We start from the raw sequence: 23,998 nt of genomic DNA on the forward strand, positions 1-23,998 counted from the left end.
ACCAGCGATCTCAGCCCAGCTTCTTCTTCAGCAGTTCATTGACCTGGGCCGGGTTGGCCTTGCCCTTGGTGGCCTTCATTGCCTGGCCCACCAGTGCGTTGAACGCCTTTTCCTTGCCGGCGCGGAATTCCTCGACCGACTTGGCGTTGGCGGCCAGCACGTCGTCGATGATCTTTTCCAGCTCGCCCGTGTCCGACATCTGCTTCAGGCCCTTGGCGGCGATGATCGCGTCGGCGTCGCCGTCGGACTCGCCGGCCCACATTGCCGGGAACACATCCTTCTTGGCCGTGTTGTTCGACACCGTGCCGTCGGCAATGCGAGATAGCAGTTTCGCCAGTTGAGCCGGGCTCACCGGTGCGGCGTCAATCGCGATGCCGTCGCGGTTCAGTTGCGACGCCACGTCGCCCATCAGCCAGTTGGCGGCCGGCTTGGCACTGGCGGTGCCCACTTCCTTGACCACGGCCTCGAAGTAGCTGGCCAGGGCCTTGGTTGCGGTGATGGTGCTCGCGTCATAGGCCGACAGGCCATATTGCGAGACAAAGCGCGCCTGCATGGCGGCCGGCAGTTCGGGCAGCGCGTCCTTCACGCGATCGATCCAGGCGGCGTCGATCTCCAGCGGCATCAGGTCCGGATCGGGGAAGTAGCGGTAGTCATGCGCGTCTTCCTTGGTACGCATGGCGCGCGTCTCGCCGGTGTCCGGGTCGAACAGCACCGTGGCCTGGACAATGTCGCGGCCATCCTCGATTTCGGCGATCTGCCATTGCACTTCGTAGTCGATGGCCTGCTGCAGGAAGCGGAACGAGTTCAGGTTCTTGATCTCGCGGCGCGTGCCGAACTTCTCCTGGCCCACCGGGCGCACGGACACGTTGGCGTCGCAGCGGAAGCTGCCTTCCTGCATGTTGCCGTCGCAGATGCCCAGCCACACCACCAGCGAATGCAGCGCCTTGGCGTAGGCCACGGCCTCGGCGGAACTGCGCATGTCGGGCTCGGTCACGATTTCCAGCAGCGGCGTACCGGCACGGTTCAGGTCGATGCCGGTCATGCCCGCGAAGTCCTCGTGCAACGACTTGCCGGCATCTTCCTCCAGGTGGGCGCGCGTCAGGTTGATGGTCTTCTCGTAGACGCCCTGCTTGCCTTCCACCTGCACGGTGATCTGGCCGCCCTGCACCACGGGGATCTCGTACTGGCTGATCTGGTAGCCCTTCGGCAGGTCGGGGTAGAAGTAATTCTTGCGCGCGAAGATGCTGCGCGGCGCGATCCTGGCGTCGATCGACAGGCCGAACTGGATGGCGCGCTCGACGGCGCCGCGGTTCAGCACCGGCAGCACGCCCGGCAGCGCCAGGTCCACGGGCGAAGCCTGCGTATTGGGTTCGGCCCCGAACGCGGTGGAGGTGCCGGAGAAAATCTTGGAGGCCGTGGAGAGCTGCGCGTGCGTCTCCAGGCCGATCACCACTTCCCATTGCATGGCGGTTTTCCTAATCTAAGTGCTTTTCTGAGTATGTTGGTTCGGTTGCCGAATTCCAGGCCCTGCGGTGTCTGTGTCGTCAGGGATCGGAACTCGCCAGCCATGAATCGAGTTGGGCCAGCGCGGCCACGCGCGCCACGGCGTCGCCGCCGACGGTGACCCCGGAGCCATGGCGCGCAGCGATGTCGCGCCGCACATGCAGCTCGCTGGTGCCATCGAAGCCATGGTACGCGCCCGGATAGATCTCCAGGCGGAAGCGGGCCTTGGGCTGCCGGCTTTGCACCGCATTCTGCAGCATTGCGCAGCGCGTGGCCGGCGTCCAGTCGTCGGCGCCGCCGATCATCAGCAGCAGCGGCGAACGCAGTCTGAAATCGTGCTGCTGCACGGCGCGCTTGCAACCTGGATAAAACGCCACGGCACGGTCGACGTTCGGCGCATCGGTCGGCCAGGGGCGGCTGGCGTCGATGGTGGCCAGCACCGCCTGCGCGCCGTTGGACCAGCCCAGCAGCACGATGCGGCGGGTGTCCACGCCGGGCTGCTTCGCCACCCAGCGCAGCGCGGCGATGGCGTCGGCACGGCGCGTCTTGTCGTCGATGGACCGCGCGTCGAGCGATTCCGTGCAGATGCCTTGCGCCTTGCCGCGCGGGCTGAAGCTGTCGGGCATCAGCACCGCGTAGCCACGCTCGGTCAGCCAGTGCGCGTATTCGCGGTAGCGGCTTTGCAGGCCGGCTGCCGGGTCGATGACTTCCTCGATCGTGCCGGCGCGTCTGGCCGCCACTTTCATGTCCACCAGGCCGCCGCAGCCGTGCAACGCCACCACCACGGGCAGCAGCTGGCTGCGGGCGACGGTGCCTTCGCGCGGCATGAACCAGTAGGCGGTCAGTGCCGGCGAGCCGGGGTCGGCCGGCAGCCGTACCCGCGCCGTGGCGGGCTCGGTCGCGGTGGCCGGCGCCGCCACGGCGGCTGCGCTGGCCGGTGGCACGGGCGCTGTCAGAGGCGCTGTCAGGGGCGACGGCGGCGACAGAGGCGCCATCGACACCGCCGGCTGTGCCGGTGCGGCGGGCATCAGCGCTGCCACCATCGCCACGCCGGCCAGCGTCCCGCGCAGCCAGCGTCCCACCGTGGTCGGAACCAGCGGCGAGGCGTTTGGCGGCAAGGTGGGCGGGAGCAGGCGCGGCATGGTCGATCGACGAATTCAGCCGGAGGTCAGCGCGTGCGCGCGCATTCGCCGGTGCCCGGTTCGAACATCACGGGCCACGCCTCTTCGTAGATGCCGGGCGTGCAGTGCGCCTGGCAGCTTGCGTGACGCGGCGCGGGTCCTGCCAGACCATCAGCTTGCAGGCGCTGCCGTCGTTGGCGCGCAGCTCGATGTGTGGCGTCTTGCGCACCTGTCGGAAGTCGGCCAGGTTGAAGCTGCACGAGCCGCGCTTGCCCACCCACAGCTTCCACTGCAGCTGCTGCACGGTGTTGTCGGCCACGCGCAGCTGCGCGTCCTCGCGGAAGCCGTCTTCCTCGGTGCGCTGGCAGTTGCCCGCCAGGTCGATGTCGCGCGCCGCGATGGGCGTGGAGCGGCCAACGAACGGTATCTGGCAGCCGGCCAGCGTCACGGCCACCGCCAGGGCGGCGGCCAGTCTCAGCGGGATGCGGGGCAGGGCGTGCATGCGCATGGTGGCTCGGCGGTTGGCGTGCGGGCGGTCAGGCCGGGCGGCGCAGATGCCAGTCGGTGGCCTGCTGGAAGGCATGGGCCACCTGCAGCAGGCGCGCTTCGTCGAAGTAGTTGCCGATGATCTGCAGGCCCACGGGCATGTTGCCTTCGCCAAAGCCGGCCGGCACGCTCATGCCGGGCAGGCCGGCCAGGCTGGTGGACAGCGTGAAGATGTCGGCCAGGTACATCTGCACCGGGTCGGCGGTCTTCTCGCCCAGCTTCCAGGCCACGCTCGGCGCCACCGGCCCCATGATCACGTCGCACCCGGCGAACGCGCGCTGGAAGTCGTCGGCGATGATGCGGCGGATCTTCTGCGCCTGCAGGTAGTACGCATCGTAATAGCCGTGCGACAGCACGTACGTGCCCACCATGATGCGGCGCTTCACTTCCGTGCCGAAGCCTTCGGCGCGGCTCTTCTTGTACATGTCGAGCAGGTCGCGGTACTCGGCGGCGCGGTGGCCGTAGCGCACGCCGTCGAAGCGCGACAGGTTCGACGAAGCCTCGGCCGGCGCGATGATGTAGTACACCGGGATCGACAGCTCGGTCTTGGGCAGCGACACGTCCACCAGCGTGGCGCCAAGCTTTTCATACTCGGCCAGCGCCGCGCGCACGGTCTTTTCCACGTCGGCGGCCAGGCCCTTGCCGAAGTACTCGCGCGGCAGGCCGATGCGCAGGCCGGCCAGCGGCTTGGCGGCGCTGGCGCCAGCGCGCGGCTGGCCCAGCAGGCGCGTGAAGTCCTCGTCCACGCCGCCCAGTTCCGGGGTCAGGCTGGTGGAATCCTTCGGGTCGAAACCGGCCATGCCATTGAGCAGCATCGCGCAGTCTTCGGCCGTATGGGCCATCGGGCCGCCCTGGTCCAGCGACGACGCGAACGCGATCATGCCGTAGCGCGACACACGGCCATACGTCGGCTTGATGCCGGTGATGCCCGAGAACGACGCCGGCTGGCGGATCGAGCCGCCGGTGTCGGTGCCGGTGGCGGCCGGCGCCAGGCCCGCGGCCACGGCAGCGGCCGAACCGCCCGACGAGCCGCCCGGCACGCGGTTGGTGTCCCACGGGTTGCGCACGGCACCCTGGTACGAATTCTCGTTGGACGAACCCATCGCGAATTCGTCCATGTTGGTCTTGCCCAGCGTGACCATGCCGGCCGCGCCCAGGCGTTCCACCACGGTGGCGTCGAACGGGCTTTCGTAGCTGGCCAGCATCTTCGAGCCGGCGGTGGACTTCCAGCCGCGCGTCACGAAGACGTCCTTGTGGGCGATCGGCACGCCGGTCAGCGGCGTGGCCTGGCCGTTGGTGCGGCGCTCGTCGGCGGCGCGGGCCTGGGCCAGCGTCAGGTCGGGGTTGACGTCCACAAAGGCGTTGAGGCCCTTGGCGGCGTCGATGCGGGCCAGGTAGTCGCGGGCGAGTTCCTCGGCGGACACGGAACGGGCGGCCAGCGCATCGGCAATCTGGCGCAGCGAGGTCTGTTGATCAGCGGAAAAGGTCATATCGGGTCGGATGGCGTCTGGATGGGCGACAGGGCAGGGCAGCGCGCTGCCGTCACTCGATGACCTTGGGCACCAGGTACAGGCCGTTCTCGGTGGCCGGGGCGGGGCGCTGGTAGTCCGTGCGGCGGTCGGACTCGGTCACGGCGTCGTCGCGCAGGCGCTGGGCGATGTCGCGCACGGCTGACAGCGGGTGGGCCAGCGGCTCGATGCCGGTGGTGTCCACCGCCTGCATCTGTTCCACCAGGGAGAAAAAATTGTTCAGCTGCACAAGCGTTTGCTCGGCCTCGGCATCGCTGGTTTCGATGCGGGCCAGGTGCGCGATGCGCTTGACGTCGGAAAGTTCGAGAGCCATGGCGTGGTGCGGCGCTTCTCGCCGGATTCAGTCCTGTGGACTGGAGATGTTGCGGCCGGGGAAGACGGGGTGGATGCCGGTTCGCAGCCGGCGTCCACCCAACCGTCGTCGGGTGGCCGTCGGGGTGCCCGGAAGGACGCCATGGGCCCGGCAACTGGCGGGGTGGCCAAGGCGTGCCGGACTGGTGCGCCCGGGGGGCACCCCAGGATCGTCGAAGTTACAAGTTTTTCAGGGCCCAAACGCCCCGAAACAGCGGGAATTATAAGGTATCATTACGCGCTGCAGTCTTCCCGCAACGCGCGCTCCACTTGGGTCGCGGCAAAGCGGGCAGGCGGTGATGCCGTCGGCACAGTTGCAACATCCAGATTCGGTAACCGGGTGGAATTGCCAGGTCGCCAATGTGCTGGATCGGGCGGCATACCGGGGCTGGCGTCGCAACCATGCAACAGTAATGTGCCAGCATCATGGCAATGCCGCGAATTAGCGGCCCGTTTTCATCGTATTTTCAGTCGTTAGAAACTGGTTCCTCCGATTAGGCTACTGCCATTGTCAGGCGTGTTCCCGTCCTGTCCCGCGCATCTGTCCGCGAACTTTCGCGCAGAGTCTAATCAAAGGTTCCCGTAGGTCCGGCGTGCAGGCATGCGCCGGCGAAGCGGATTCCCGCTGGCGCACCGGGGCTTGTCCGCGCCAGGGGTACCGGGCGAGCCGGCTGGTGCCGGCGTCAGCCGCACGCACCGGGGGAGCCGTGAACCATCACCCTTGCAAACGTATTCGTGGCCGGGCCGCTACAGGCACCGGCCGCTTCGCATACCCGCGAACCAACAGAAGACAGGATTCCTGATGTTCGGATTTCTCCGCAGCTATTTCTCCAACGACCTGGCCATCGACCTGGGCACCGCCAACACCCTGATCTACATGCGCGACAAGGGCATCGTCCTGGACGAGCCGTCGGTCGTGGCCATCCGTCAGGAAGGCGGTCCCAACGCCAAGAAAACGATTACAGCGGTGGGCAAGGAAGCCAAGCAGATGCTGGGCAAGGTGCCTGGCAACATCGAGGCCATCCGCCCGATGAAGGACGGCGTGATCGCCGACTTCACCGTGACCGAGCAGATGCTCAAGCAGTTCATCAAGATGGTGCATGACACCAAGCTGCTGCGTCCGAGCCCGCGCATCATCATCTGCGTGCCGTGCGGTTCCACCCAGGTGGAACGCCGCGCCATCCGCGAATCGGCGCTGGGCGCCGGTGCCAGCCAGGTGTACCTGATCGAGGAGCCGATGTCGGCCGCGATCGGCGCCGGCCTGCCGGTGTCGGAGCCGTCGGGCTCGATGGTCGTGGACATCGGCGGTGGCACCACCGAGGTGGGCATCATCTCGCTGGGCGGCATGGTCTACAAGGGTTCGGTGCGCGTGGGCGGCGACAAGTTCGACGAAGCGATCGTCAACTACATCCGCCGCAACTACGGCATGCTGATCGGCGAACAGACCGCCGAAGCGATCAAGAAGGAAATCGGCTCGGCCTTCCCGGGCTCCGAAGTCCGCGAAATGGAAGTGAAGGGCCGCAACCTGTCCGAAGGTATCCCGCGCGCCTTCACCGTGTCGTCCAACGAAATCCTCGAAGCCCTGACCGATCCGCTGAACCAGATCGTGTCGGCCGTGAAGATCGCGCTGGAACAGACGCCGCCCGAACTGGGTGCCGACATTGCCGAACGCGGCATGATGCTGACCGGCGGCGGCGCACTGCTGCGCGACCTGGACCGCCTGCTGGCCGAGGAAACCGGCCTGCCGGTGCTGGTGGCCGAAGATCCGCTGACCTGCGTGGTGCGCGGCTCGGGCATGGCGCTGGAGCGCATGGACAAGCTCGGCAGCATCTTCTCCTACGAGTAATACGAGGCAGGGACCGTGGTGACCCGCGTCGCCCCGTCCCCGCGCCCTTTGATGTCTTCCCCCGCCAGCCCGGACCGCCATGCCCCCAAACGGGCGAGCGGACGCGCTGGCGGAATGGTTTCGCCTGCGCACCGGTAAATGGATTACTCTCCACCGCCGCTCTTCAAGCAAGGCACGTCTGCCGTTGCACGCCTGGTCGTGTTCGTGGCGATCGCGCTGGCACTGCTGATTGTCGATGCGCGCTTCGACGCCATGCGCGTCGCGCGCCAGGTGGCCGCCACCGTCCTGATGCCCGTGGAACGCCTGGTGCTGGTGCCGCGCGACGCACTGCGCGGTGTCTTTGACTACGCCCAGTCGTCGGTCACGCTGGCCAATGAAAACCGCGAACTGCGCCGCAGTGCCGTGGAGCAGGCCAACGCATCCGTACGCCAGGCCCAGCTCGAGGCCGAGAACAACCAGCTGCGCAAGCTGCTGAACCTGCAGCAGCAGTCGGCCACGCCGGTCACGGCGGCCGAGATCCTCTACGATGCCCGCGACCCCTACAGCCAGCGTATCGTCATCGACCACGGCAGCGCGCAGGGCCTGCGCGCCGGCTATCCGGTGATCGACGAGCGCGGCGTGATCGGCCAGGTCACGCGCGTGTCGCCGTTCCAGTCCGAAGTGACGCTGCTGACCGACAAGGACCAGGCCATTCCCGTGCAGGTGGTGCGCAACGGCCTGCGCAGCGTGGCGTTTGGCGGCTCGCGCGCGGGGCTGCTGGATCTGCGCTTCATGGCCGCGTCGGCCGACCTGCAGCAGGGCGACCTGCTGGTGACGTCCGGCCTGGACGGCACCTATCCGCCGGGCCTGCCCGTGGCGAAGATCGTCCAGATCGAGCGCAAGGCCGACACCGCATTCTCGCGCGTGTACTGCGAACCCGTGGCCGGCGTGCGCTCGCATCGCCAGCTGCTGGTGGTGCGCTACGAGTCCGGACTTGGCCCGCGCCCGCAGGAAGAGTCTGCCCCGACCAAGGCCGAGAAGGGCGCCCGTTCGGCGGCCGCGCGTGCCGGTGCCGAGCAGAAGGCGGCTGACAAGGCGGCTGACAAGGCAGGCGACAAGCCCGCCGAGAAGGCCACCGACAAGCCCGCCGACAAGCAGAAATCCCCGGAGCGTTCCCAGTGACGACATCCCAATACCTGCTGCGGCCGGTCAATCCCGCGTTTATCGCGCTGACCTTCGTGCTGGCCTTCCTGTGGAACCTGATGCCCTGGGGCACCACGCTGTGGATCCCCGACATGGTGGCCCTGGTGCTGGTGTTCTGGAACATCCACCAGCCGCGCAAGGTGGGCATGGGCGTGGCGTTTCTGCTAGGCCTGTTGATGGATGTGCACGATGCGCGCCTGCTGGGCGAGCATGCGCTGGCCTATACGCTGCTGGCGTACTTTGCGATCACGATCCACCGCCGCGTGCTGTGGTTCTCGGTCTATACGCAGGCGCTGCATGTGATGCCGCTGCTGTTCATCACCCATGCCGTGCCGGTGGTGATCCGCCTGGCGATGGGTGCGCCGCTGCCCGGCTGGCAACTTCTGGTGGCGCCGGTGATCGAAGCCGTGCTCTGGCCGATGGCCACCGCGTTGCTGCTGGCGCCGCAGCGCCGATCGGCCGACGTCGACGAGACGCGCCCGATCTAGCCCATCCCATTCCCTGATACCGCCACGCCGCCCGCAGTACCGCCATGACCGAAATCCGCAACGTCGAACTGGAAATCGGCCGCTTCCGCATCCGCGTGGCGGCGGCCGCCCTGTTCACGGTCATCTGCTTTGGCCTGCTGCTCTCCCGCTTCCTGTGGCTGCAGTGGTACAAGCACGACCAGTACTCGGCCAAGGCCGAGGACAACCGCATCTCCGTGGCGCCGATCGAGCCGAACCGCGGCATCATCATGGACCGCAACGGGGTGATCCTGGCGCGGAATTTTTCGGCGTACACGCTTGAAGTCACGCCGTCCAAGCTGACCGACACACTCGACAACACCATCGACGAACTGGCCCGGCTGGTCGATATCCAGCCGCGTGACCGCCGCCGTTTCAAACGCCTGCTGGAAGAATCGCGCAGCTTCGAAAGCCTGCCGATCCGCAGCCAGCTGACCGACGAGGAAGTCGCCAAGTTTTCGGCGCAGCGCTTCCGTTTTCCCGGGGTGGACGTCCGTGCGCGCCTGTTCCGCCAGTACCCGCTGGGCGAATCGGCCAGCCACGTGGTGGGCTACCTGGGCCGCATCTCGCAGCGCGATCAGGAACGGATCGACGCGATGGACGAGGCCAACGACGCCGATCCCGCCAAGTACGACCCGCGCCGCGACGCCGACAACTACAAGGGCACCAGCTACATCGGCAAGATTGGCCTGGAGCAAAGCTACGAGACCGAACTGCACGGGCTGACCGGCTTCGAGGAAGTGGAAGTCAGCGCTGGCGGCCGTCCGATTCGTACTTTGTCCACGTCGCCGGCGACACCGGGCAACAACCTGATCCTGTCGCTGGACATCCGGCTGCAGCAACTGGCCGAACAGCTATTTGGCGACCGCCGTGGCGCGCTGGTGGCGATCGAACCGGAAACCGGCGACATCCTGGCCTTCGTCTCGAAGCCGACCTTCGACCCGAACCTGTTTGTCGAAGGCATCGACTCCAAGACCTGGGACGAGCTGAACGGATCGCCCGACAAGCCGCTGCTGAACCGCCCCCTGCGGGGCACCTATCCGCCGGGCTCCACGTACAAGCCGTTCATGGCGCTGGCCGCGCTGACCACGGGCAAGCGCACGGCGGCCTGGGGCATGCACGATCCGGGCTTCTTCACGCTGGGCAACCACACGTTCCGCGACGACAAGCCGGGCGGCCATGGCTGGGTGGACATGCAGGCGTCGATCGTGCAGTCGTGCGATACCTATTACTACGCGCTGGCGCGCGACATGGGTGTCAATGCAATCCACGATTTCATGAAGCCGCTGGGCTTTGGCCAGATCACGGGTATCGACATCGAGGGCGAAAGCCGCGGCATCCTGCCGTCCACGGATTGGAAGCGCAAGGCCTACCGCAAGCCCGAGCAGCAGAAGTGGTATGACGGCGAGACCATTTCGCTGGGCATCGGCCAGGGCTACAACAGCTTCACGATCCTGCAGCTTGCCAACGCCGTGTCGATCCTGGTCAACGACGGTGTGGCGATGAAGCCTCACCTGGTGAAGGCCGTCGAGGATTCGGTGTCGCGCAAGCGGTCGCTGACCGTGCCCAAGGAAAGCTACCGGCTGCCGTTCAAGCAAGCCGATATCGACGTGATCAAGCGCGCCATGGTGGCCGTGACCCACAACGGCACGGCGGCGCGGGTGTTTGCCGGCGCGGCGTACGAGTCGGCGGGCAAGACCGGCACGGCCCAGACCTATACGCTGGGCAAGAACGAGAAATACAACCACCACGCCATCGACGAACGCAAGCGCGACCACTCGCTGTACACGGCATTCGCGCCGGCCGACCATCCGAAGATCGCGCTGGCGCTGATCGTGGAGAACGCCGGCTTTGGTGCCGCCGTGGCCGCCCCGATCGCGCGCAAGGTGATGGACTACTACCTGCTGCGCAAGTGGCCCGAGGAGCTCCAGGCCACCGCGCCGCCGCCCGAGGAAGCGCTGCGCGCCGGTAACCGGCCGCCGGTGGATACGCCGAGCGTGTTCACCACGGGCGATACGGCGAATGCGGCCACGGCGACGGTGATGCAGACCGCACCGGCGCCCGTGGCAGCCGCCTCGGGCGCCGCGGCCGCTGCCAGCGCGCCGGGCGCCAGTGCCGTGGCTGCGGCATCCGTGCCGGTGCCGGCGGCCAGGGCGACCGGTGCGTCCGAGTCGATCGCCGCGCAGCTCGATCCGGCTGCCATCGCGCCAGCCTCCGCCGTGACCACGCTCGACGACCGCATGCTGCAGGCGCTGGGCCACAGCAAGCTGCCGGCGTCGGCGCCCAAGGCACCGCCGCCGCGCGTCACGCCGGCGTCCGCACCGGCCCCGGCGCCGCGTACGCGCCCGGCCAAGACCGCCAACCTTGCCCAGGCCGATGCGGCCGGCAAACAAGTTTCAGAGTAAAAGGAGACGCGCCATGGATAAACGCCGCGTCGCATCGACGATCAAGACGGCCCTGACCGGCTTCGACAAGCCGCTGGCCCTGATCGTCTTCCTGCTGTTCGCCACGGGCATCGTGGCGCTGTATTCGGCCGCCATCGACATGCCGGGCCGCGTCGAGGACCAGCTGCGCAACATCCTGCTGTCCTACGTCGTGATGATAGTGATTGCCTACATGCCAACCCAGCTGCTGATGCGGATCGCCGTCCCGCTCTACACAGTGGGGGTGGCACTGCTGATCGCCGTGGCGATGTTCGGCCTGATCCGCAAGGGCGCACGGCGGTGGCTCAACGTGGGCATGGTGATCCAGCCATCGGAGATCATGAAGATCTCGATGCCGCTGATGCTGGCGTGGTACTTCCAGAAGCGGGAAGGGGTGATCAGATGGTTCGACTTCGTGGTGGCGCTGATCATCCTGGGCGTGCCCGTGGGCCTGATCGCCAAGCAACCCGACCTGGGCACCGGCCTGCTGGTGCTGGCCGCCGGCCTGTACGTGATCTATTTCGCCGGGCTGTCCTGGAAGATCATCCTGCCGCTGCTGGGCCTGGGCATCGTGGCGATCACGCTGCTGATCAGCTATGAAAGCCAGATCTGCGCGCCGGGCGTGAACTGGCCGATCCTGCACGATTACCAGCAGCACCGCGTGTGCACGCTGCTGGACCCCACCACCGACCCGCTGGGCAAGGGCTTCCACACGATCCAGTCGATCATCGCGATCGGCTCGGGCGGCGTGACCGGCAAGGGCTGGCTCAAGGGCACGCAGACCCACCTTGAGTTCATCCCCGAAAAGCACACCGACTTCATTTTCGCGGTGTTCTCGGAGGAATTCGGCCTGATCGGCAATGCCGTGCTGCTGGTGCTGTACCTGCTGCTGATCTTCCGCGGACTTTATATTGCGGCCAACGCGCCGACATTGTTCTCGCGGCTGCTGGCCGGCTCGATCACGCTGATCTTCTTCACTTACGCCTTTGTGAACATGGGCATGGTGAGCGGGATCCTGCCCGTGGTGGGCGTGCCGCTGCCGCTGTTGAGTTATGGTGGTACGGCATTGGTGACGCTGGGCATGGGGATTGGCATCCTGATGAGCATTTCGCGGCAGAAGCGGCTCATCCAGACCTGATCGGCCCGCGCCAACGTCACTTTGCTACACTGCCAACCGAAAAAATCTTATCGGTAGAAGCTTATGAACGCCCAGGACGTCGCCGCCTATCTGCAGAGCAACCCGCAGTTCTTTGAGGACCATGCCGAACTGCTGGCCACGGTGCAACTGACCAGCCCGCACAGCCACCGCGCCGTGTCGCTGCAGGAGCGCCAGATGGAAATCCTGCGCGAGAAGAACAAGGGTCTGGAACTGAAGCTGGCCGACCTGGTTCGCCACGGCCACGAGAACGACCGCACGCAGCAGCGCATGCATGCCTGGCAACTGCGCCTGCTGGCCGAAGCCGATTCGCACGCGCTGCCTTATGCGGTGCAGGACGGCCTGCAGCAGGTGTTCGACGTGCCAGCCGTGGCGCTGCGCCTGTGGAACGTGGGCGAGGCGTTCGCGCATATCGAAGTGGCGCAGGGCGCCAGCGACGATCTGCGCCTGTTTGCCGAAGGCCTGCGCGTGCCGTATTGCGGTGCCAACAGCGGCTTCGAGGCTGCCAGCCTGCTGGAGCGCGACGACATCGCGTCGCTGGCCATGGTGACGCTGCGCGTGCCGGCCCGCCCCGGCGACGATGGCCCGGGTGCCGCGTTCGGCCTGCTGGTGCTGGGTTCGTCAGAGCTGCGCCGCTTCCACGAAGGCATGGGCACCGCGTATCTGGCGCAGATCGGCGAAGTGGCCGGCGCCGCCCTGAACCGCCTGCGCGACTGAATCGCACCCTTCCGCCATGCGCAAGCGCCAGCCGGGCAAGGATGAGGCCGCAGCCACCACGGATACCGCCGCGGCGCCAAAGCCGGCTCCCGATCCGCTGGTGCTGCGCTACCTGGACTGGCTGGCGACCAACCGAAAGCTCGCTGACCACACCCTGACCAGCTACGCGCACGATCTGTCCGTGTTGCAGGAATCGGCCACCCGCTTTGCCGCGGGCGTGCCGCTGCTGTCGCTGGAAACCCGCCATATCCGATCCTTCGCCGCCCGTCTGCACGGCAGCGGCCTGTCGGCGCGCACCATCGCGCGCACGCTGTCCGGCTGGCGCGGCTTCTTTCTGTGGGCGGCGCGGCACGGCCATGGCGTGACCGCCAATCCGGTTGACGGGGTGCGGGCGCCCAAGCGCGGGCAGCCGCTGCCCAAGGCGTTATCGGTGGAACACGCCGTGGCGCTGGTGGCGCACAGGCGCGGCGACACGACCGAAGCCATCCGCGACCAGGCCGTATTCGAACTGTTCTATTCCAGTGGTTTGCGGCTGTCGGAACTGATCCAGCTCGACGTGCGCTATACCGAGGACGGCGAGTACCGGTCGGCGGGCTGGCTCGACCTGAAGGGCGCCGAGGTGACCGTGATTGGCAAGGGGTCGCGCCGCCGGACGGTGCCCGTGGGCAGCAAGGCGCTGGTGGCGCTGAAGGCGTGGCTGGCGGTGCGCGAGACGCTGCTGCGGCCCGGGGCCCTGCCCGAGGACCTGCACGCGCTGTTCCTGGGCACGCGCGGCAGGCGGCTGTCGGGCAGCACGGTGCAGACACGCATCAAGCAACAGGCGCTGGCCGCCGGGGTGCCGTCCAACGTGCATCCGCACATGTTGCGGCATTCCTTCGCCACGCACGTGCTGCAATCGTCGGGCGACCTGCGCGCGGTGCAGGAGATGCTGGGCCACGTGAGTATCACCACCACGCAGGTCTATACGTCGCTCGACTTCCAGCACCTTGCCAAGGTCTACGATCAGGCCCATCCCCGCGCTGGGCGTGCGAAAAAAACCGTACCCGGATCAGCGCCGGGGCGGCCCGATGGGGGCGATGGGGCCGATGAAGCCGATGCGACCGGCGCGCCTGGCGCCGGAGAGGGCGGCAGCGCCGGCGCCGAAGGCTAGGTCCACTGCGAAAGGATGTTCCGGAAACGCTCCATTTCCGGCAGCAGCCATTGCCGGAACGCCTGCACCTTCGGCGTGGCCAGGCTGGCGTGGGTGCAGACGAAATGCAGCAGCCACGGACACGGGATGCTGACCTCGAACAGCCGCACCACGCGGCCCGACAGCAGGTCGTTATAGGCCAGCGACGACCGGATCAGCGCAATGCCCTGGCCTTCGGCCGCGGCCTGCAGCAGCAGCGACGAATCCTGCATCATCAGGCCCTTGGTCGGTTCCGGCCAGGCCAGTCCGGCCGCCTCGAACCACGGTTTCCACGGATCGCCCTCTCCACGCAGCAGCGGCATGCCGGCCATGTGCGCGGGCTGCTCGGGCAGGCGTCCGCCGTTGAAGCCGGGGCTGCAGACGGGGAAGAACACATCGTCCAGCAGGCGTTCGACATAGAGGCCCGGATACTGGCCGCCGCCCATGCGCAGCGCCACGTCCACCTCCTCGCTGGCAAAGTCCACAAGCGAGTTCGACGACAGCAGTTCCACATCGAATTCCGGATGCTGCTCGATGAAGCTGCCGATGCGCGGCGTGAGCCAGCGCGCCGCAAACGACGGCATGGTGCTGATGGTCAGCCGCTTCTCGCGGTTGCCGGCCTGCAGGGCACGCGTGGCGTCGGCGATCTGCAGCAGTGCGTCGCGCACCCGTTCGGCATAGAGCCGGCCGTTTGCCGTCAGCATCACGCGCTTGCCGCGCCGCTCGAACAGCGGCTGGCCCAGTTCTTCCTCCAGGGCGCGGATCTGGTGGCTGACCGCGCCGTGGGTGACGAACAGCTCCGCCGCGGCACGCGAAAAGCTCTCGTGACGTGCGGCCGCCTCGAACGTACGCAGGGCGGCCAGCGCCGGCAGGCGCGGAAATTCGCGTTTCCAGCTACGGGGATCGTCCGGGTTCCAGGTACCGCTCCAGACCATGATGGGCCTCGTCTATGTGAGTTGAGCTAACAAGACACAAGAATATATATCGTTTTGCCAGCGCCGGGGTCATCACTAGAATTCACTCACCGGACCCCGCCAGACAACGCCCTCAACTGTTCTGGTCCAACGACCAAGCCAGTTTCGGCCACTCCGACAACACAGCGGGACCCCGGACTCACGGAGAAGCCATCATGAAAGCCCTACTCACAACGACCGTCTTTACGCTGAACCCCGGCGAAGTTGCGCCGCTGTCGGTGCATGCCGCCCAGCGCCTGTTTGTGGAAGATGCCAAGGGTGTCGATGTATGGGTGACCCGCGAGAACGATTCCGAGGATTACTGGCTGCGCTGCGGCGGCAGCCTGCTGTTGCGGCGCGGCGACGAGATCGTGCTCAGCGTCGACACGCGCGCCAGCGGCCCGGTGCGGCTGGCGCTGATCGCCGAGGCACGGCGCCCGGCCCTGACCCTGGCCGATCTGCCGCACCTGGTGTTCCGCGCCGCGCGCCGGCTGGTTCGAGGCACGGAATGGACGCCGGGGCAGGACAAGATCCACGCCTCATGATGCCGGGGCGCGGCGGCCGAGGCTTGTATGGCCGCCGCCCGACGGCAAATGACCCGGAATGACCCAGGTCAGGGCCGGTCTGTCCCAGCGCAGGCCGGCCCTTTTCGTTACACTCTCGGGCATGCATCCGATCCAAGTCATCGATCAGGGCCGCCAGCCGTACGAGCCCTGTTTCGACGCGATGCGGGCATTCACCGCCGCCCGCACGCCCGAGACGCCCGACCAGATCTGGCTGGTCGAGCACCCGCCGGTCTATACGCTCGGGCAGGCCGGAGACCCCGCACACCTGCTGGTCCCCGACGACGCGATTCCGGTCGTGAAGATCGACCGTGGCGGCCAAATCACTTATCACGGACCCGGCCAGGTCGTGGCCTATCTGCTGCTCGATTTGCGGCGCCGGCACCTCATGGTGCGCGAGCTTGTGAACGATATCGAGCAGGCGGTACTGGACACGCTCGCGGCGTATAATCTCGCAGCCGAACGCAAGCCCGGCGCCCCCGGCATTTATCTGTCCGATGGTCCGCACCAGGGCGCCAAGATTGCCGCGCTCGGCCTCAAGATCCGCAACGGCTGCAGCTACCACGGTGTCAGCCTGAACGTGCAGATGGACCTGGACCCGTTCCTGCGCATCAACCCCTGCGGCTATGCCGGACTGGAAACGGTCGACATGGCCACCGCGGGCGCCACCTTCGTGGCGGCGCACGATGCCGGCCCGCTGCCTGTCACCGCGGCACAACAACCCGCAATCGCACAACGCCTGGCGGCGGCCCTGTGCGAGGTCCTGACCGCACGCGAGGCGAGCGCCCAGGCCCACGGGAATGCCGCCGCCGAGGCTGCCTGAACCCGTGGCACGCCCGGCCCCGAATCAACGCCAAACATGCACGCGGCTGCGCGTGCGGAGAACAGTATGAGCGACGCACTGATCGCCACGTCCAGCGAAGCCCCGCAAACGCCCGAATACGACGCTACCAAGAAGCAGAAGTCGGCCGAGAAGACCGCACGCATCCCCATCAAGATCGTGCCGGCCGAAAAGCTCAAGAAGCCGGACTGGATCCGCGTCAAGGCCGCCACCGGCAACTCGCGGTTCTACGAGATCAAGGACATCCTGCGCGCCAACAACCTGGTCACCGTGTGCGAGGAAGCCAGCTGCCCGAACATCGGCGAATGCTTCGGCAAGGGCACGGCCACGTTCATGATCATGGGCGACAAGTGCACGCGCCGCTGCCCGTTCTGCGACGTGGGCCACGGCCGTCCGGACCCGCTGGACGTCAACGAGCCCGGCAACCTGGCACGCACCATCGCCCAGCTCAAGCTGAACTACGTGGTGATCACCAGCGTGGACCGCGACGACCTGCGCGACGGCGGCGCCCAGCATTACGTGGACTGCATCTCGCAGACGCGCGAACTGTCGCCCAACACCCGCATCGAAGTGCTGGTGCCCGACTTCCGTGGCCGCCTGGACAAGGCGCTGGACATCCTGCTGACGGCACCGCCGGACGTGATGAACCACAACATGGAAACGGTGCCGCGCCTGTACAAGCAGGCTCGCCCGGGCGCGGACTACGCGCACTCGCTGAAGCTGCTGCAGGAATTCAAGCGCCGCAACCCGGACGTGGCGACCAAGTCGGGCCTGATGGTGGGCCTGGGCGAGACCGACGAGGAAATCCTGGAAGTCATGCGCGACATGCGTGCGCATGACATCGACATGCTGACCATCGGCCAGTACCTGGCCCCGTCGAACCACCACCTGCCGGTGATGCGCTACGTGCATCCGGACACCTTCAAGATGTTCGAGGAAGAGGCCTACAAGATGGGCTTCACCCACGCCGCCGTCGGCGCCATGGTCCGCAGCTCGTACCACGCCGACCAGCAGGCGCATCAGGCGGGGTTTGCGTAATCCCCCAGGACGTCTCTCTCACAAGAAACCGGCCAGGCATCCCCTGGCCGGTTTTTTTTGCGCCGGATGTCTGCAACGCGCCTTTCAGTTCCCTTTCGTGCGTAGTCTGGTAATCGCCACTTAATCACCCTTGTGGCGCCAACTTCCGCCAAATGGTGCATAACTACCTAGGGTCTACCCCGAGTGCCGGGCGTTGCCATGTTTCGATATGATGAATTTATCGATAAATCGTTGATGAAATTCGATTGAGTCACATCGGGTTCATCGGCGAGACATGTCGCGGTCCCTGTGGCGCCTACACTGCATGGATCGAAGCCCCGCCCCCAACCAGCGAGCCCTCCATGCCCCAATGCACCGTTCACCGTCTGGCCGAGCAGGCGCTGCTCTATAGCGTCGCGCCACCAGCCTCGCTGGATGTTCAGCGCCGCATCTGGGCCATGGCCGAGCGTGCTGCCGACTGGCGTGGCGTGGTGGATGTGGTGCCGGGCATGAACAATCTCACGCTGACCTTTGACGACACCGCCGACGTGGCGGCGCTGGAACGCAACCTGAAGCTTGCGTGGGCGTCGGGCGAGACGCGCAACACCACGGGCAAGCTGGTGGAGATTCCGGTGCGCTACGGCGGCGAGTTCGGTCCCGATATTGCCGATGTGGCCGCGCATACCGGCCTGACGCCGCAGGAAGTGGTGCGCCGCCACGCCGCTGGCGAATACGTGGTCTATTTCCTGGGCTTCCAGCCTGGCTTTGCCTATATGGGCGGCCTGGCGCCCGAACTTGCCACGCCGCGCCGCCGCGAGCCGCGCCTGGCCGTGCCGGCCGGTGCCGTGGGCATTGGTGGCGAGCAGACCGGCATCTATCCGGCCGTGCTGCCCGGTGGCTGGCAACTGATCGGCCGCACCGAGGCACAGCTGTTCGTGGCTGACCGCGATCCGCCATCGCTGTTCGCACCCGGCGACACCGTGCGATTCGTTGCCGAGGAGGTGTTGCTGTGATCGAGATCCTTCGACCTGGCGCGCAGGCGTCGGTACAAGACCTGGGCCGTACGGGATTCCGCCGCTTTGGCGTGGGCCGCTCGGGCGCCGCCGACGGGCTGGCGCTGAAGGTGGGCAATCGCCTGCTGGGCAACGATCCGAACGCGGCCGCCATCGAATTTACGCTGGGCCGCGCGGCGCTGCGCTTCGAGGCCGACATGCGCGTGGCGCTGACCGGTGCCGAGTGCAGCGCGAATGTCGATGGCGTGCCGGTCTGGTCGTGGCATGCGTTCGACGTCCGCCGTGGCGAAACGCTGACGCTGCCCGCGCCGCGCGGTGGCTCGCGCACCTATCTCTGCGTGGCTGGCGGTATCGACGTGCCGCTGGTCATGCAATCCCGCAGCACCGATCTCAAGTCCGGCTTCGGCGGCTTCGAAGGCCGCGTGCTGAAGGAAGGCGACCACCTGCCCGTGGGCCGCCCCGGCATCGATGCCGGGCAGGACTGGGTTGGCGTGGCCGCGCCGGGCTGGGCGCTGCCGCTGCGGCGCGAGGGCAATGCGCTGGTGATCCGCATGCTGGCCGGCCCCGAATATCCCGATTTCGAGCCCGAATCGCAGGCCGCGTTGTGGTCGTCGGACTGGTCGATCACGCCGCAAAGCAACCGCATGGGCCTGCGCCTGCAGGGGCCTGCGCTGGCGCGCCGCGCCGACCGCTCGGGCGACCTGTTGTCGCATGGCGTGGTGCCGGGCGTGATGCAGGTGCCGCCCAACGGGCAGCCGATTGCGCTGATGAGCGACGCGCAGACCACGGGTGGCTATCCGAAGATCGGCACCGTGATCGGCGCCGACCTGTGGCGTCTGGCCCAGGTGCCGCTGGGCGCCACGGTGCGCTTCCAGCAGGTGTCGGTCGAAGAGGCCGCCGCCGCCGCGCAGGCCGAGGTGGACCGCTACCTGCGCCAGATCGACCAGGCGCTGCGTTGGCAGGGCGCCGGCATGCTGATTGCCGCGCGCCGCCGCACCACAACACGGTTCGTCGCATAACTCTTAAATCGCCCCACACATCCGGAGAACGTCCCCATGCAAATCGACCTGAATGCCGACCTTGGCGAAGGCTGCGGCAATGACGAAGCCCTGATCCAGCTGATCAGTTCCGCCAACGTGGCCTGCGGCTGGCACGCGGGCGATGCGGCGACGATGCTGCAGACCGTGAAGTGGGCGCTGGACAACAACGTGGCCATCGGCGCGCATCCGAGCTTTCCGGATCGCGAGAACTTCGGCCGTACCGAAATGCAGCGCGACCCCGAAGCGGTCTACGCCGACGTGCTGTACCAGATTGGCGCGCTCGACGCCATGGTGCGCGCGCAGGGCGGCCAGCTGGCCCACGTGAAGCCGCACGGCGCGCTGTACAACATGGCCGTGCGCGATGCAAAGCTGTGCGACGCGATTATCCGCGCCGTGCGCGACTACGATTCCGATCTTGTCTTCTTCGGCCTGGCCAACAGCCAGATGATCACCATGGCGCGCGACGCGGGCCTGCGCGTGAAGGAAGAAGTGTTCGCCGACCGCGGTTACAACCCTGACGGCACGCTGGTCAAGCGCGGCACGCCCGGCGCGCTGCATGACGACGAAGACGTGGCCCTGAACCAGACGCTGTCGATGATCCGCGACAAGCAGGTGCGCGCGATCGACGGCACCTGGGTACCGATTCGCGCCGAAACCGTGTGTCTGCACGGCGATGGCGCCCACGCGCTTGCCTTTGCGCGCCGCATCCGGGAACGGCTCGGCGCGGAAGGCATCGCCATCCGGGCCGGCAACTGACGGGTCCCCCCGGCAGGCGCAGGCTTTGCTCCACTTGTAATCAGGTGTTTCCCATGGAATCGGCTGTCAATCTTTGGCCCCTGCTCGGGGTCGGCGTCATCATCCTCGGCTTCGTCCTGCGGTTCAATCCCATGATGGTGGTGGCGGCAGCCGCCATTGTCACGGGGCTGGCCGCGTCGATGCCGGTCGTGCAAATCTTTACTGCCATCGGCACGGCCTTCGTCAAGGCACGCAATCTGCCGCTGATCATCCTGCTGCCGCTGGCGGTGATCGGCCTGCTGGAACGCCACGGGCTGCGCGAGCATGCGCAGGCGTGGATTTCGCGGATCGCTTCGGCCACGGTCGGCCGTCTGCTGATCGTCTACCTGGCCGTGCGCGAGCTGACCGCCGCCGTGGGCCTGACCAGCCTGGGCGGCCATCCGCAGATGGTGCGTCCGCTGCTGGCCCCGATGGCCGAAGGCGCGGCGGAAACGCGCTTCGGCCACCTGCCCGAGCCGGTGCGCCAGCGCGTGCTGGCATTCTGCGCGGCCACCGACAACGTGGGCCTGTTCTTCGGCGAAGACATCTTCGTGGCATTCGGTGCCATTGCGCTGATGCACACGTTCCTGCTGTCGTCGAATATCGATGTCGAGCCGCTGCACATTGCCGTGTGGGGTATTCCCACCGCGATCTGCGCCTTCCTGATCCACGCCGTGCGCCTGAGGCGCCTGGATGGCTGGCTGGCCCGCGAACTCGGCGGCAAGCAACCGGCCGGCACGCCGGCCACCGCCGCTGCCGCAGCCAAAGGGGAGTAAGCGATGATTATCTCGATCGAATATCTCTACTGGCTGGCCGGCTTTGTCCTGCTGATCACCGCGCTGATGACGTTCACGGACAAGACGCATCCGCGCCGGCTGACCACGGGCCTGTTCTGGCTGCTCTACGCCATCATCTTCCTGATCGGCGACAAGATCCCGCCGGCCATCGTCGGCGTGGGTGCCGTGGTAATGGCGCTGATCGCCGGGTTTGGCGGCGTGGGCCATGGCAAGCACGGCACGTTGTCCGAAGAGAAGCGCCGCGCCAGCGCCAGGCGCCTGGGTAACAAGCTGTTCATCCCTGCGCTGCTGATTCCGCTGATCACGGTGCTGGGAACGGTGCTGTTCAAGGACGTCAAGATTGCCGGGCTGCCGCTGCTGGATCCGAAGAACGTCACGTTCGTGTCGCTGGGTGTGGGCTGCCTGGTGTCGCTGTTCGTGGTCTGCTGGCTGACGCGCGACACGCCCGCGCAGAGCATGCGCGAATCGCGCCGCCTGATCGAGGCGCTGGGCTGGGCGCTGGTGCTGCCGCAGATGCTGGCGATGCTGGGCCTGGTGTTTGCCGATGCCGGCGTGGGCAAGGCCGTGGCGCACCTGACCACGTCGTATATCAACATGGACTTCAAGTTCGTGGCGGTGACGGTCTACTGCGTGGGCATGGCGCTGTTCACAGTCATCATGGGTAACGGCTTTGCCGCGTTCCCGGTGATGACGGGTGGCGTCGGCGTGCCGATCCTGGTGGGCGTATTCCACGGGAACCCGGCCGTGATGGCGGCCATCGGCATGTTCTCGGGCTACTGCGGCACGCTGATGACGCCGATGGCGGCCAACTTCAATATCGTGCCGGCCGCGCTGCTGGAACTGGAAGACAAGAACGCCGTGATCCGCGCGCAGTTGCCCACCGCGTTCGGCATCCTGATCGCCAACATCTTCCTGCTTTACTTCCTGATGTAAGGAAACTGCCATGTCCGTCCGTACCGTCCTGCTGACCGGCTTCGAGCCGTTTGAACAAGAGCCGATCAATCCCTCGTGGGAGGCGGTGCGGGCGCTCGATGGCGAGCGCGTGGGCGATGCGGTGATCGTCGCGCGCCAGTTGCCGTGCGTATTCGGCAATGCCATCGATGCGATGGCGGCACTCGTAGAAACACTAAAACCGGATGTGGTGATTGCCGTGGGCCAGGCCGGCGGCCGCACCGAGATGTCGATCGAGCGCGTGGCGATCAATGTGGACGATGCCCGCATTGCCGACAACGCCGGGGCCCAGCCCATCGACAACACCATCGCGCCGGATGGCCCCGCCGCGTACTTCTCGACGCTGCCGATCAAGGCCATCGTGCGCGACATGCGCGCCGCCGGCGTGCCGGCGATGGTGTCGCAGACTGCTGGCACCTTTGTCTGCAACCACGTGTTCTACGGGCTGATGCACGCGCTGGCGCAACGCCAGACCACGGCGGCCACGCGCGGCGGCTTCATCCACATTCCCTATCTGCCCGAGCAGGCCGCACGGCATCCCGGCGCGCCAAGCCTGGCGCTCGACACGCTGATCGCCGGCCTGCGCGTGGCCGTTGCCACGTCGCTGGCGACCGATACCGATATCCGCGAGCAGGGCGGCCAGCTGCACTGATTGCTGCCGGCGGGCAGTCGATGACTGGCCGTCGGTCCTATTTCGATTCCTGCCGGGTTTGCGTCGCCGCAGCCACAGCCCGCGCCGTGGCACGCCGCTGGGCGCGTCTCTGCAGGCGCCGCCGCAGCGTGATCTGCTCGAGGCGCCAGACCACATAGAAGAAGGCCAGGAACGGCCATAGCCAGCCCAGCCATTGCGCCAGGCTGTTGAAGTGGACGAAGCGGCCCATGCGCCAGCCTTGCTCCGAAATCCACGCGTAGGGGTTTGGCGGCAGGATATTGGTCAGCACCACGAGCCCGATCAGCGATACCACCGCCAGCACCGCGCGCAGCCAGCGCGGCAGGCGCAGCAGCAGGACCAGCACCAGCGAACTGGTCAGCAGGGCGAAGCGCCCGCCCTCGGACAGCCAGTTGAACGCGTTGTCGTCGGGGAACTGCAGCTCCGCGACGCTGGCCTTGATGATCAGCGCGGCGGTCAGCAGCCCGGCCAGGATGCGCAGCATCGGCGCGGTGCGCCGCATGGCGAGCGACGCAAACAGCCCGGTGCCGATCCAGCTCGATGCCGTCACCATGGTTTCCAGCAGCAACTGGTTCTGCAGGTCGTCGGGCCGCAGGTTGATGCTGTCCTGCCACGCAATCAGCGCCGGGAAATAGGCCTGCACCCACACCATCGGCCATGAGTCGGGATCGGTCAGCCATTCGCGCACGATGCCGCCCATGCCGAACAGGTGCTCCTGCGGAAACACCTGGGCGAACGGCCACAGTACGATCAGCACGATCGCAAAGCTGGCATGGGGTTCGAACCATGCCATGCGCACGCGGGTCAGGTTGCCGCGGTCGATCAGCGCGCTTGTGAACGGTGCCACCACGGCGGCGCCCAGCAGTGCGCCCAGCGCGTTGGTGATCAGGTCGATGTTCGACGATATCCGGGTAGGCAGCCACGTCTGCAGCGCTTCCATGACCGAAGACAGCAGCGCGCCGGCCACCAGCGCGATCAGCGTGGCGCGTGCGCCCGATACGCGCGGATGCAGCGACAGCACCACGAGCGCGCCAAAGGGGCAGTAGCCCAGTACATTGGTGAGCAGGTCGAATTCGGTGATGTAGCGCGGCTTGGGGGCGGTCAGGAATGCGAACGGCGAGATGCCGTTGCTTATCCAGCCCGAGAACGGATACAGGCTGGCGTAGACCACCAGAAGCGTGAAGCAGATCAGCCCCACACGCGCCAGCGGCGAATGTCGGGGCATCCAGCCCTCCAGCTCCGGTTGCGGCGGAGCCTGCGGGGGCGTCGGGGGCGAAGGGGGCAGGGGCGTATCCGGTGCCATTGACTGCGTAGAACCTTACGGCCTGATT

General features: G+C 66.9%; 22 protein-coding genes and 1 pseudogene. 16 read left to right on the forward strand and 7 right to left on the reverse strand.

Annotation, left to right across the window (positions count from 1 at the left end; translation table 11 throughout):
• Positions 1–10: 10 nt before the first annotated feature.
• The 5 genes and pseudogenes from gatB to gatC form a co-directional block, all read right to left on the reverse strand.
• The gene (gatB, locus tag A9J21_RS09865; protein ID WP_066734717.1) at positions 11–1,465 is read right to left on the reverse strand and encodes an Asp-tRNA(Asn)/Glu-tRNA(Gln) amidotransferase subunit GatB; all 1,455 of its coding nucleotides are present in this window, start codon (positions 1,463–1,465) and stop codon (positions 11–13) included.
• A 79-nt stretch (positions 1,466–1,544) separates the two neighbouring features.
• Positions 1,545–2,645: a dienelactone hydrolase family protein gene (locus A9J21_RS09870; protein WP_231906869.1), complete on the reverse strand. Its 1,101-nt coding sequence runs from the start codon at positions 2,643–2,645 to the stop codon at positions 1,545–1,547.
• A 26-nt stretch (positions 2,646–2,671) separates the two neighbouring features.
• Positions 2,672–3,132, reverse strand: a pseudogene (locus tag A9J21_RS09875) (hypothetical protein).
• A gap of 28 nt (positions 3,133–3,160) precedes the next feature.
• The gene (gene gatA / locus A9J21_RS09880; RefSeq protein WP_066734720.1) at positions 3,161–4,660 is read right to left on the reverse strand and encodes an Asp-tRNA(Asn)/Glu-tRNA(Gln) amidotransferase subunit GatA; all 1,500 of its coding nucleotides are present in this window, start codon (positions 4,658–4,660) and stop codon (positions 3,161–3,163) included.
• Positions 4,661–4,712: 52 nt separating this feature from the next.
• Entirely contained in the window at positions 4,713–5,012 is a 300-nt protein-coding gene (gene gatC, locus A9J21_RS09885) for an Asp-tRNA(Asn)/Glu-tRNA(Gln) amidotransferase subunit GatC (RefSeq protein ID WP_066734730.1), read from the reverse strand.
• An 840-nt stretch (positions 5,013–5,852) separates the two neighbouring features.
• Here gatC and A9J21_RS09890 point away from each other — a divergent pair.
• The 7 genes from A9J21_RS09890 (at position 5,853) to A9J21_RS09920 (ending at position 14,030) form a co-directional block, all read left to right on the forward strand.
• Positions 5,853–6,896, forward strand: a complete 1,044-nt coding sequence (locus A9J21_RS09890; RefSeq protein ID WP_019450345.1) for a rod shape-determining protein — start codon at positions 5,853–5,855, stop codon at positions 6,894–6,896.
• Positions 6,897–7,034: 138 nt separating this feature from the next.
• A complete protein-coding gene (gene mreC / locus A9J21_RS09895) occupies positions 7,035–8,057 on the forward strand; it encodes a rod shape-determining protein MreC (protein ID WP_066734732.1) in 1,023 nt (340 codons plus the stop codon).
• A complete protein-coding gene (mreD, locus tag A9J21_RS09900) occupies positions 8,054–8,566 on the forward strand; it encodes a rod shape-determining protein MreD (protein ID WP_066734734.1) in 513 nt (170 codons plus the stop codon). The genes mreC and mreD overlap by 4 nt, the downstream gene beginning before the upstream one ends.
• A 44-nt stretch (positions 8,567–8,610) precedes the next feature.
• Entirely contained in the window at positions 8,611–10,989 is a 2,379-nt protein-coding gene (gene mrdA, locus A9J21_RS09905) for a penicillin-binding protein 2 (protein ID WP_066734737.1), read from the forward strand.
• Between the two features lie 13 nt (positions 10,990–11,002).
• Positions 11,003–12,145, forward strand: a complete 1,143-nt coding sequence (gene rodA / locus A9J21_RS09910) for a rod shape-determining protein RodA (RefSeq protein WP_066734740.1) — start codon at positions 11,003–11,005, stop codon at positions 12,143–12,145.
• Between the two features lie 63 nt (positions 12,146–12,208).
• Complete coding sequence (locus A9J21_RS09915; protein WP_066734743.1) at positions 12,209–12,880, forward strand: DUF484 family protein; 672 nt, start codon at positions 12,209–12,211, stop codon at positions 12,878–12,880.
• Between the two features lie 16 nt (positions 12,881–12,896).
• The gene (locus A9J21_RS09920; protein ID WP_066734746.1) at positions 12,897–14,030 is read left to right on the forward strand and encodes a tyrosine recombinase XerC; all 1,134 of its coding nucleotides are present in this window, start codon (positions 12,897–12,899) and stop codon (positions 14,028–14,030) included.
• On the opposite strand, the gene A9J21_RS09925 is transcribed toward A9J21_RS09920, so the two are convergent.
• Positions 14,027–14,983: a transcriptional regulator GcvA gene (locus tag A9J21_RS09925; RefSeq protein WP_066734750.1), complete on the reverse strand. Its 957-nt coding sequence runs from the start codon at positions 14,981–14,983 to the stop codon at positions 14,027–14,029. The genes A9J21_RS09920 and A9J21_RS09925 overlap by 4 nt on opposite strands.
• 194 nt (positions 14,984–15,177) lie before the next feature.
• On the opposite strand from A9J21_RS09925, the gene A9J21_RS09930 reads away from it, so the two are divergent.
• From A9J21_RS09930 to pcp, 9 genes are all read left to right on the forward strand, one after another.
• On the forward strand, positions 15,178–15,546 hold the full coding sequence (locus A9J21_RS09930) for a DUF2917 domain-containing protein (RefSeq protein ID WP_066734753.1): 369 nt from the start codon (positions 15,178–15,180) through the stop codon (positions 15,544–15,546).
• Between the two features lie 121 nt (positions 15,547–15,667).
• The gene (gene lipB, locus A9J21_RS09935; protein ID WP_066734771.1) at positions 15,668–16,387 is read left to right on the forward strand and encodes a lipoyl(octanoyl) transferase LipB; all 720 of its coding nucleotides are present in this window, start codon (positions 15,668–15,670) and stop codon (positions 16,385–16,387) included.
• Between the two features lie 66 nt (positions 16,388–16,453).
• Entirely contained in the window at positions 16,454–17,443 is a 990-nt protein-coding gene (gene lipA / locus A9J21_RS09940; RefSeq protein ID WP_066734777.1) for a lipoyl synthase, read from the forward strand.
• Between the two features lie 341 nt (positions 17,444–17,784).
• Positions 17,785–18,435 (forward strand): 5-oxoprolinase subunit PxpB, encoded by a 651-nt coding sequence (gene pxpB, locus A9J21_RS09945; protein WP_066734778.1) that lies wholly within the window; start codon positions 17,785–17,787, stop codon positions 18,433–18,435.
• Positions 18,432–19,454, forward strand: a complete 1,023-nt coding sequence (locus A9J21_RS09950; RefSeq protein WP_066734782.1) for a biotin-dependent carboxyltransferase family protein — start codon at positions 18,432–18,434, stop codon at positions 19,452–19,454. The genes pxpB and A9J21_RS09950 overlap by 4 nt, the downstream gene beginning before the upstream one ends.
• A 36-nt stretch (positions 19,455–19,490) precedes the next feature.
• Positions 19,491–20,231, forward strand: coding sequence for a 5-oxoprolinase subunit PxpA (pxpA, locus tag A9J21_RS09955; protein ID WP_066734784.1), 741 nt, complete (start codon positions 19,491–19,493; stop codon positions 20,229–20,231).
• A 53-nt stretch (positions 20,232–20,284) separates the two neighbouring features.
• Positions 20,285–21,025 carry a DUF969 domain-containing protein gene (locus A9J21_RS09960; protein ID WP_066734786.1) on the forward strand — a complete coding sequence of 247 codons (741 nt, stop codon included), beginning with the start codon at positions 20,285–20,287 and terminating at the stop codon, positions 21,023–21,025.
• 3 nt (positions 21,026–21,028) lie between these two features.
• The gene (locus A9J21_RS09965; protein WP_066734790.1) at positions 21,029–21,979 is read left to right on the forward strand and encodes a DUF979 domain-containing protein; all 951 of its coding nucleotides are present in this window, start codon (positions 21,029–21,031) and stop codon (positions 21,977–21,979) included.
• A 10-nt stretch (positions 21,980–21,989) separates the two neighbouring features.
• Positions 21,990–22,649, forward strand: coding sequence for a pyroglutamyl-peptidase I (pcp, locus tag A9J21_RS09970; RefSeq protein WP_066734792.1), 660 nt, complete (start codon positions 21,990–21,992; stop codon positions 22,647–22,649).
• A 37-nt stretch (positions 22,650–22,686) separates the two neighbouring features.
• Here the strand turns inward: pcp and A9J21_RS09975 are convergent, their stop codons facing one another.
• Positions 22,687–23,970 carry a VanZ family protein gene (locus A9J21_RS09975; protein WP_066734795.1) on the reverse strand — a complete coding sequence of 428 codons (1,284 nt, stop codon included), beginning with the start codon at positions 23,968–23,970 and terminating at the stop codon, positions 22,687–22,689.
• Between the last annotated feature and the right edge of the window lie 28 nt (positions 23,971–23,998).

Source organism: Cupriavidus sp. D384, from assembly GCF_001652915.1.
Taxonomy (GTDB): Bacteria; Pseudomonadota; Gammaproteobacteria; order Burkholderiales; family Burkholderiaceae; genus Cupriavidus.

Excerpts from the sequence above, each read along its gene's own strand:
- A9J21_RS09975 (WP_066734795.1), bottom strand. The coding sequence starts at position 23,970 with ATGGCACCGGATACGCCCCTGCCCCCTTCGCCCCCGACGCCCCCGCAG.
- pxpA (WP_066734784.1), top strand. The coding sequence starts at position 19,491 with ATGCAAATCGACCTGAATGCCGACCTTGGCGAAGGCTGCGGCAATGAC.
- mreC (WP_066734732.1), top strand. The coding sequence starts at position 7,035 with ATGGATTACTCTCCACCGCCGCTCTTCAAGCAAGGCACGTCTGCCGTT.
- gatA (WP_066734720.1), bottom strand. The coding sequence starts at position 4,660 with ATGACCTTTTCCGCTGATCAACAGACCTCGCTGCGCCAGATTGCCGAT.
- A9J21_RS09915 (WP_066734743.1), top strand. The coding sequence starts at position 12,209 with ATGAACGCCCAGGACGTCGCCGCCTATCTGCAGAGCAACCCGCAGTTC.
- A9J21_RS09920 (WP_066734746.1), top strand. The coding sequence starts at position 12,897 with ATGCGCAAGCGCCAGCCGGGCAAGGATGAGGCCGCAGCCACCACGGAT.
- gatB (WP_066734717.1), bottom strand. The coding sequence starts at position 1,465 with ATGCAATGGGAAGTGGTGATCGGCCTGGAGACGCACGCGCAGCTCTCC.
- A9J21_RS09965 (WP_066734790.1), top strand. The coding sequence starts at position 21,029 with ATGATTATCTCGATCGAATATCTCTACTGGCTGGCCGGCTTTGTCCTG.
- A9J21_RS09960 (WP_066734786.1), top strand. The coding sequence starts at position 20,285 with ATGGAATCGGCTGTCAATCTTTGGCCCCTGCTCGGGGTCGGCGTCATC.
- rodA (WP_066734740.1), top strand. The coding sequence starts at position 11,003 with ATGGATAAACGCCGCGTCGCATCGACGATCAAGACGGCCCTGACCGGC.
- A9J21_RS09890 (WP_019450345.1), top strand. The coding sequence starts at position 5,853 with ATGTTCGGATTTCTCCGCAGCTATTTCTCCAACGACCTGGCCATCGAC.
- gatC (WP_066734730.1), bottom strand. The coding sequence starts at position 5,012 with ATGGCTCTCGAACTTTCCGACGTCAAGCGCATCGCGCACCTGGCCCGC.
- A9J21_RS09870 (WP_231906869.1), bottom strand. The coding sequence starts at position 2,645 with ATGCCGCGCCTGCTCCCGCCCACCTTGCCGCCAAACGCCTCGCCGCTG.
- lipB (WP_066734771.1), top strand. The coding sequence starts at position 15,668 with ATGCATCCGATCCAAGTCATCGATCAGGGCCGCCAGCCGTACGAGCCC.
- pcp (WP_066734792.1), top strand. The coding sequence starts at position 21,990 with ATGTCCGTCCGTACCGTCCTGCTGACCGGCTTCGAGCCGTTTGAACAA.
- pxpB (WP_066734778.1), top strand. The coding sequence starts at position 17,785 with ATGCCCCAATGCACCGTTCACCGTCTGGCCGAGCAGGCGCTGCTCTAT.
- A9J21_RS09930 (WP_066734753.1), top strand. The coding sequence starts at position 15,178 with ATGAAAGCCCTACTCACAACGACCGTCTTTACGCTGAACCCCGGCGAA.
- mrdA (WP_066734737.1), top strand. The coding sequence starts at position 8,611 with ATGACCGAAATCCGCAACGTCGAACTGGAAATCGGCCGCTTCCGCATC.
- A9J21_RS09925 (WP_066734750.1), bottom strand. The coding sequence starts at position 14,983 with ATGGTCTGGAGCGGTACCTGGAACCCGGACGATCCCCGTAGCTGGAAA.
- lipA (WP_066734777.1), top strand. The coding sequence starts at position 16,454 with ATGAGCGACGCACTGATCGCCACGTCCAGCGAAGCCCCGCAAACGCCC.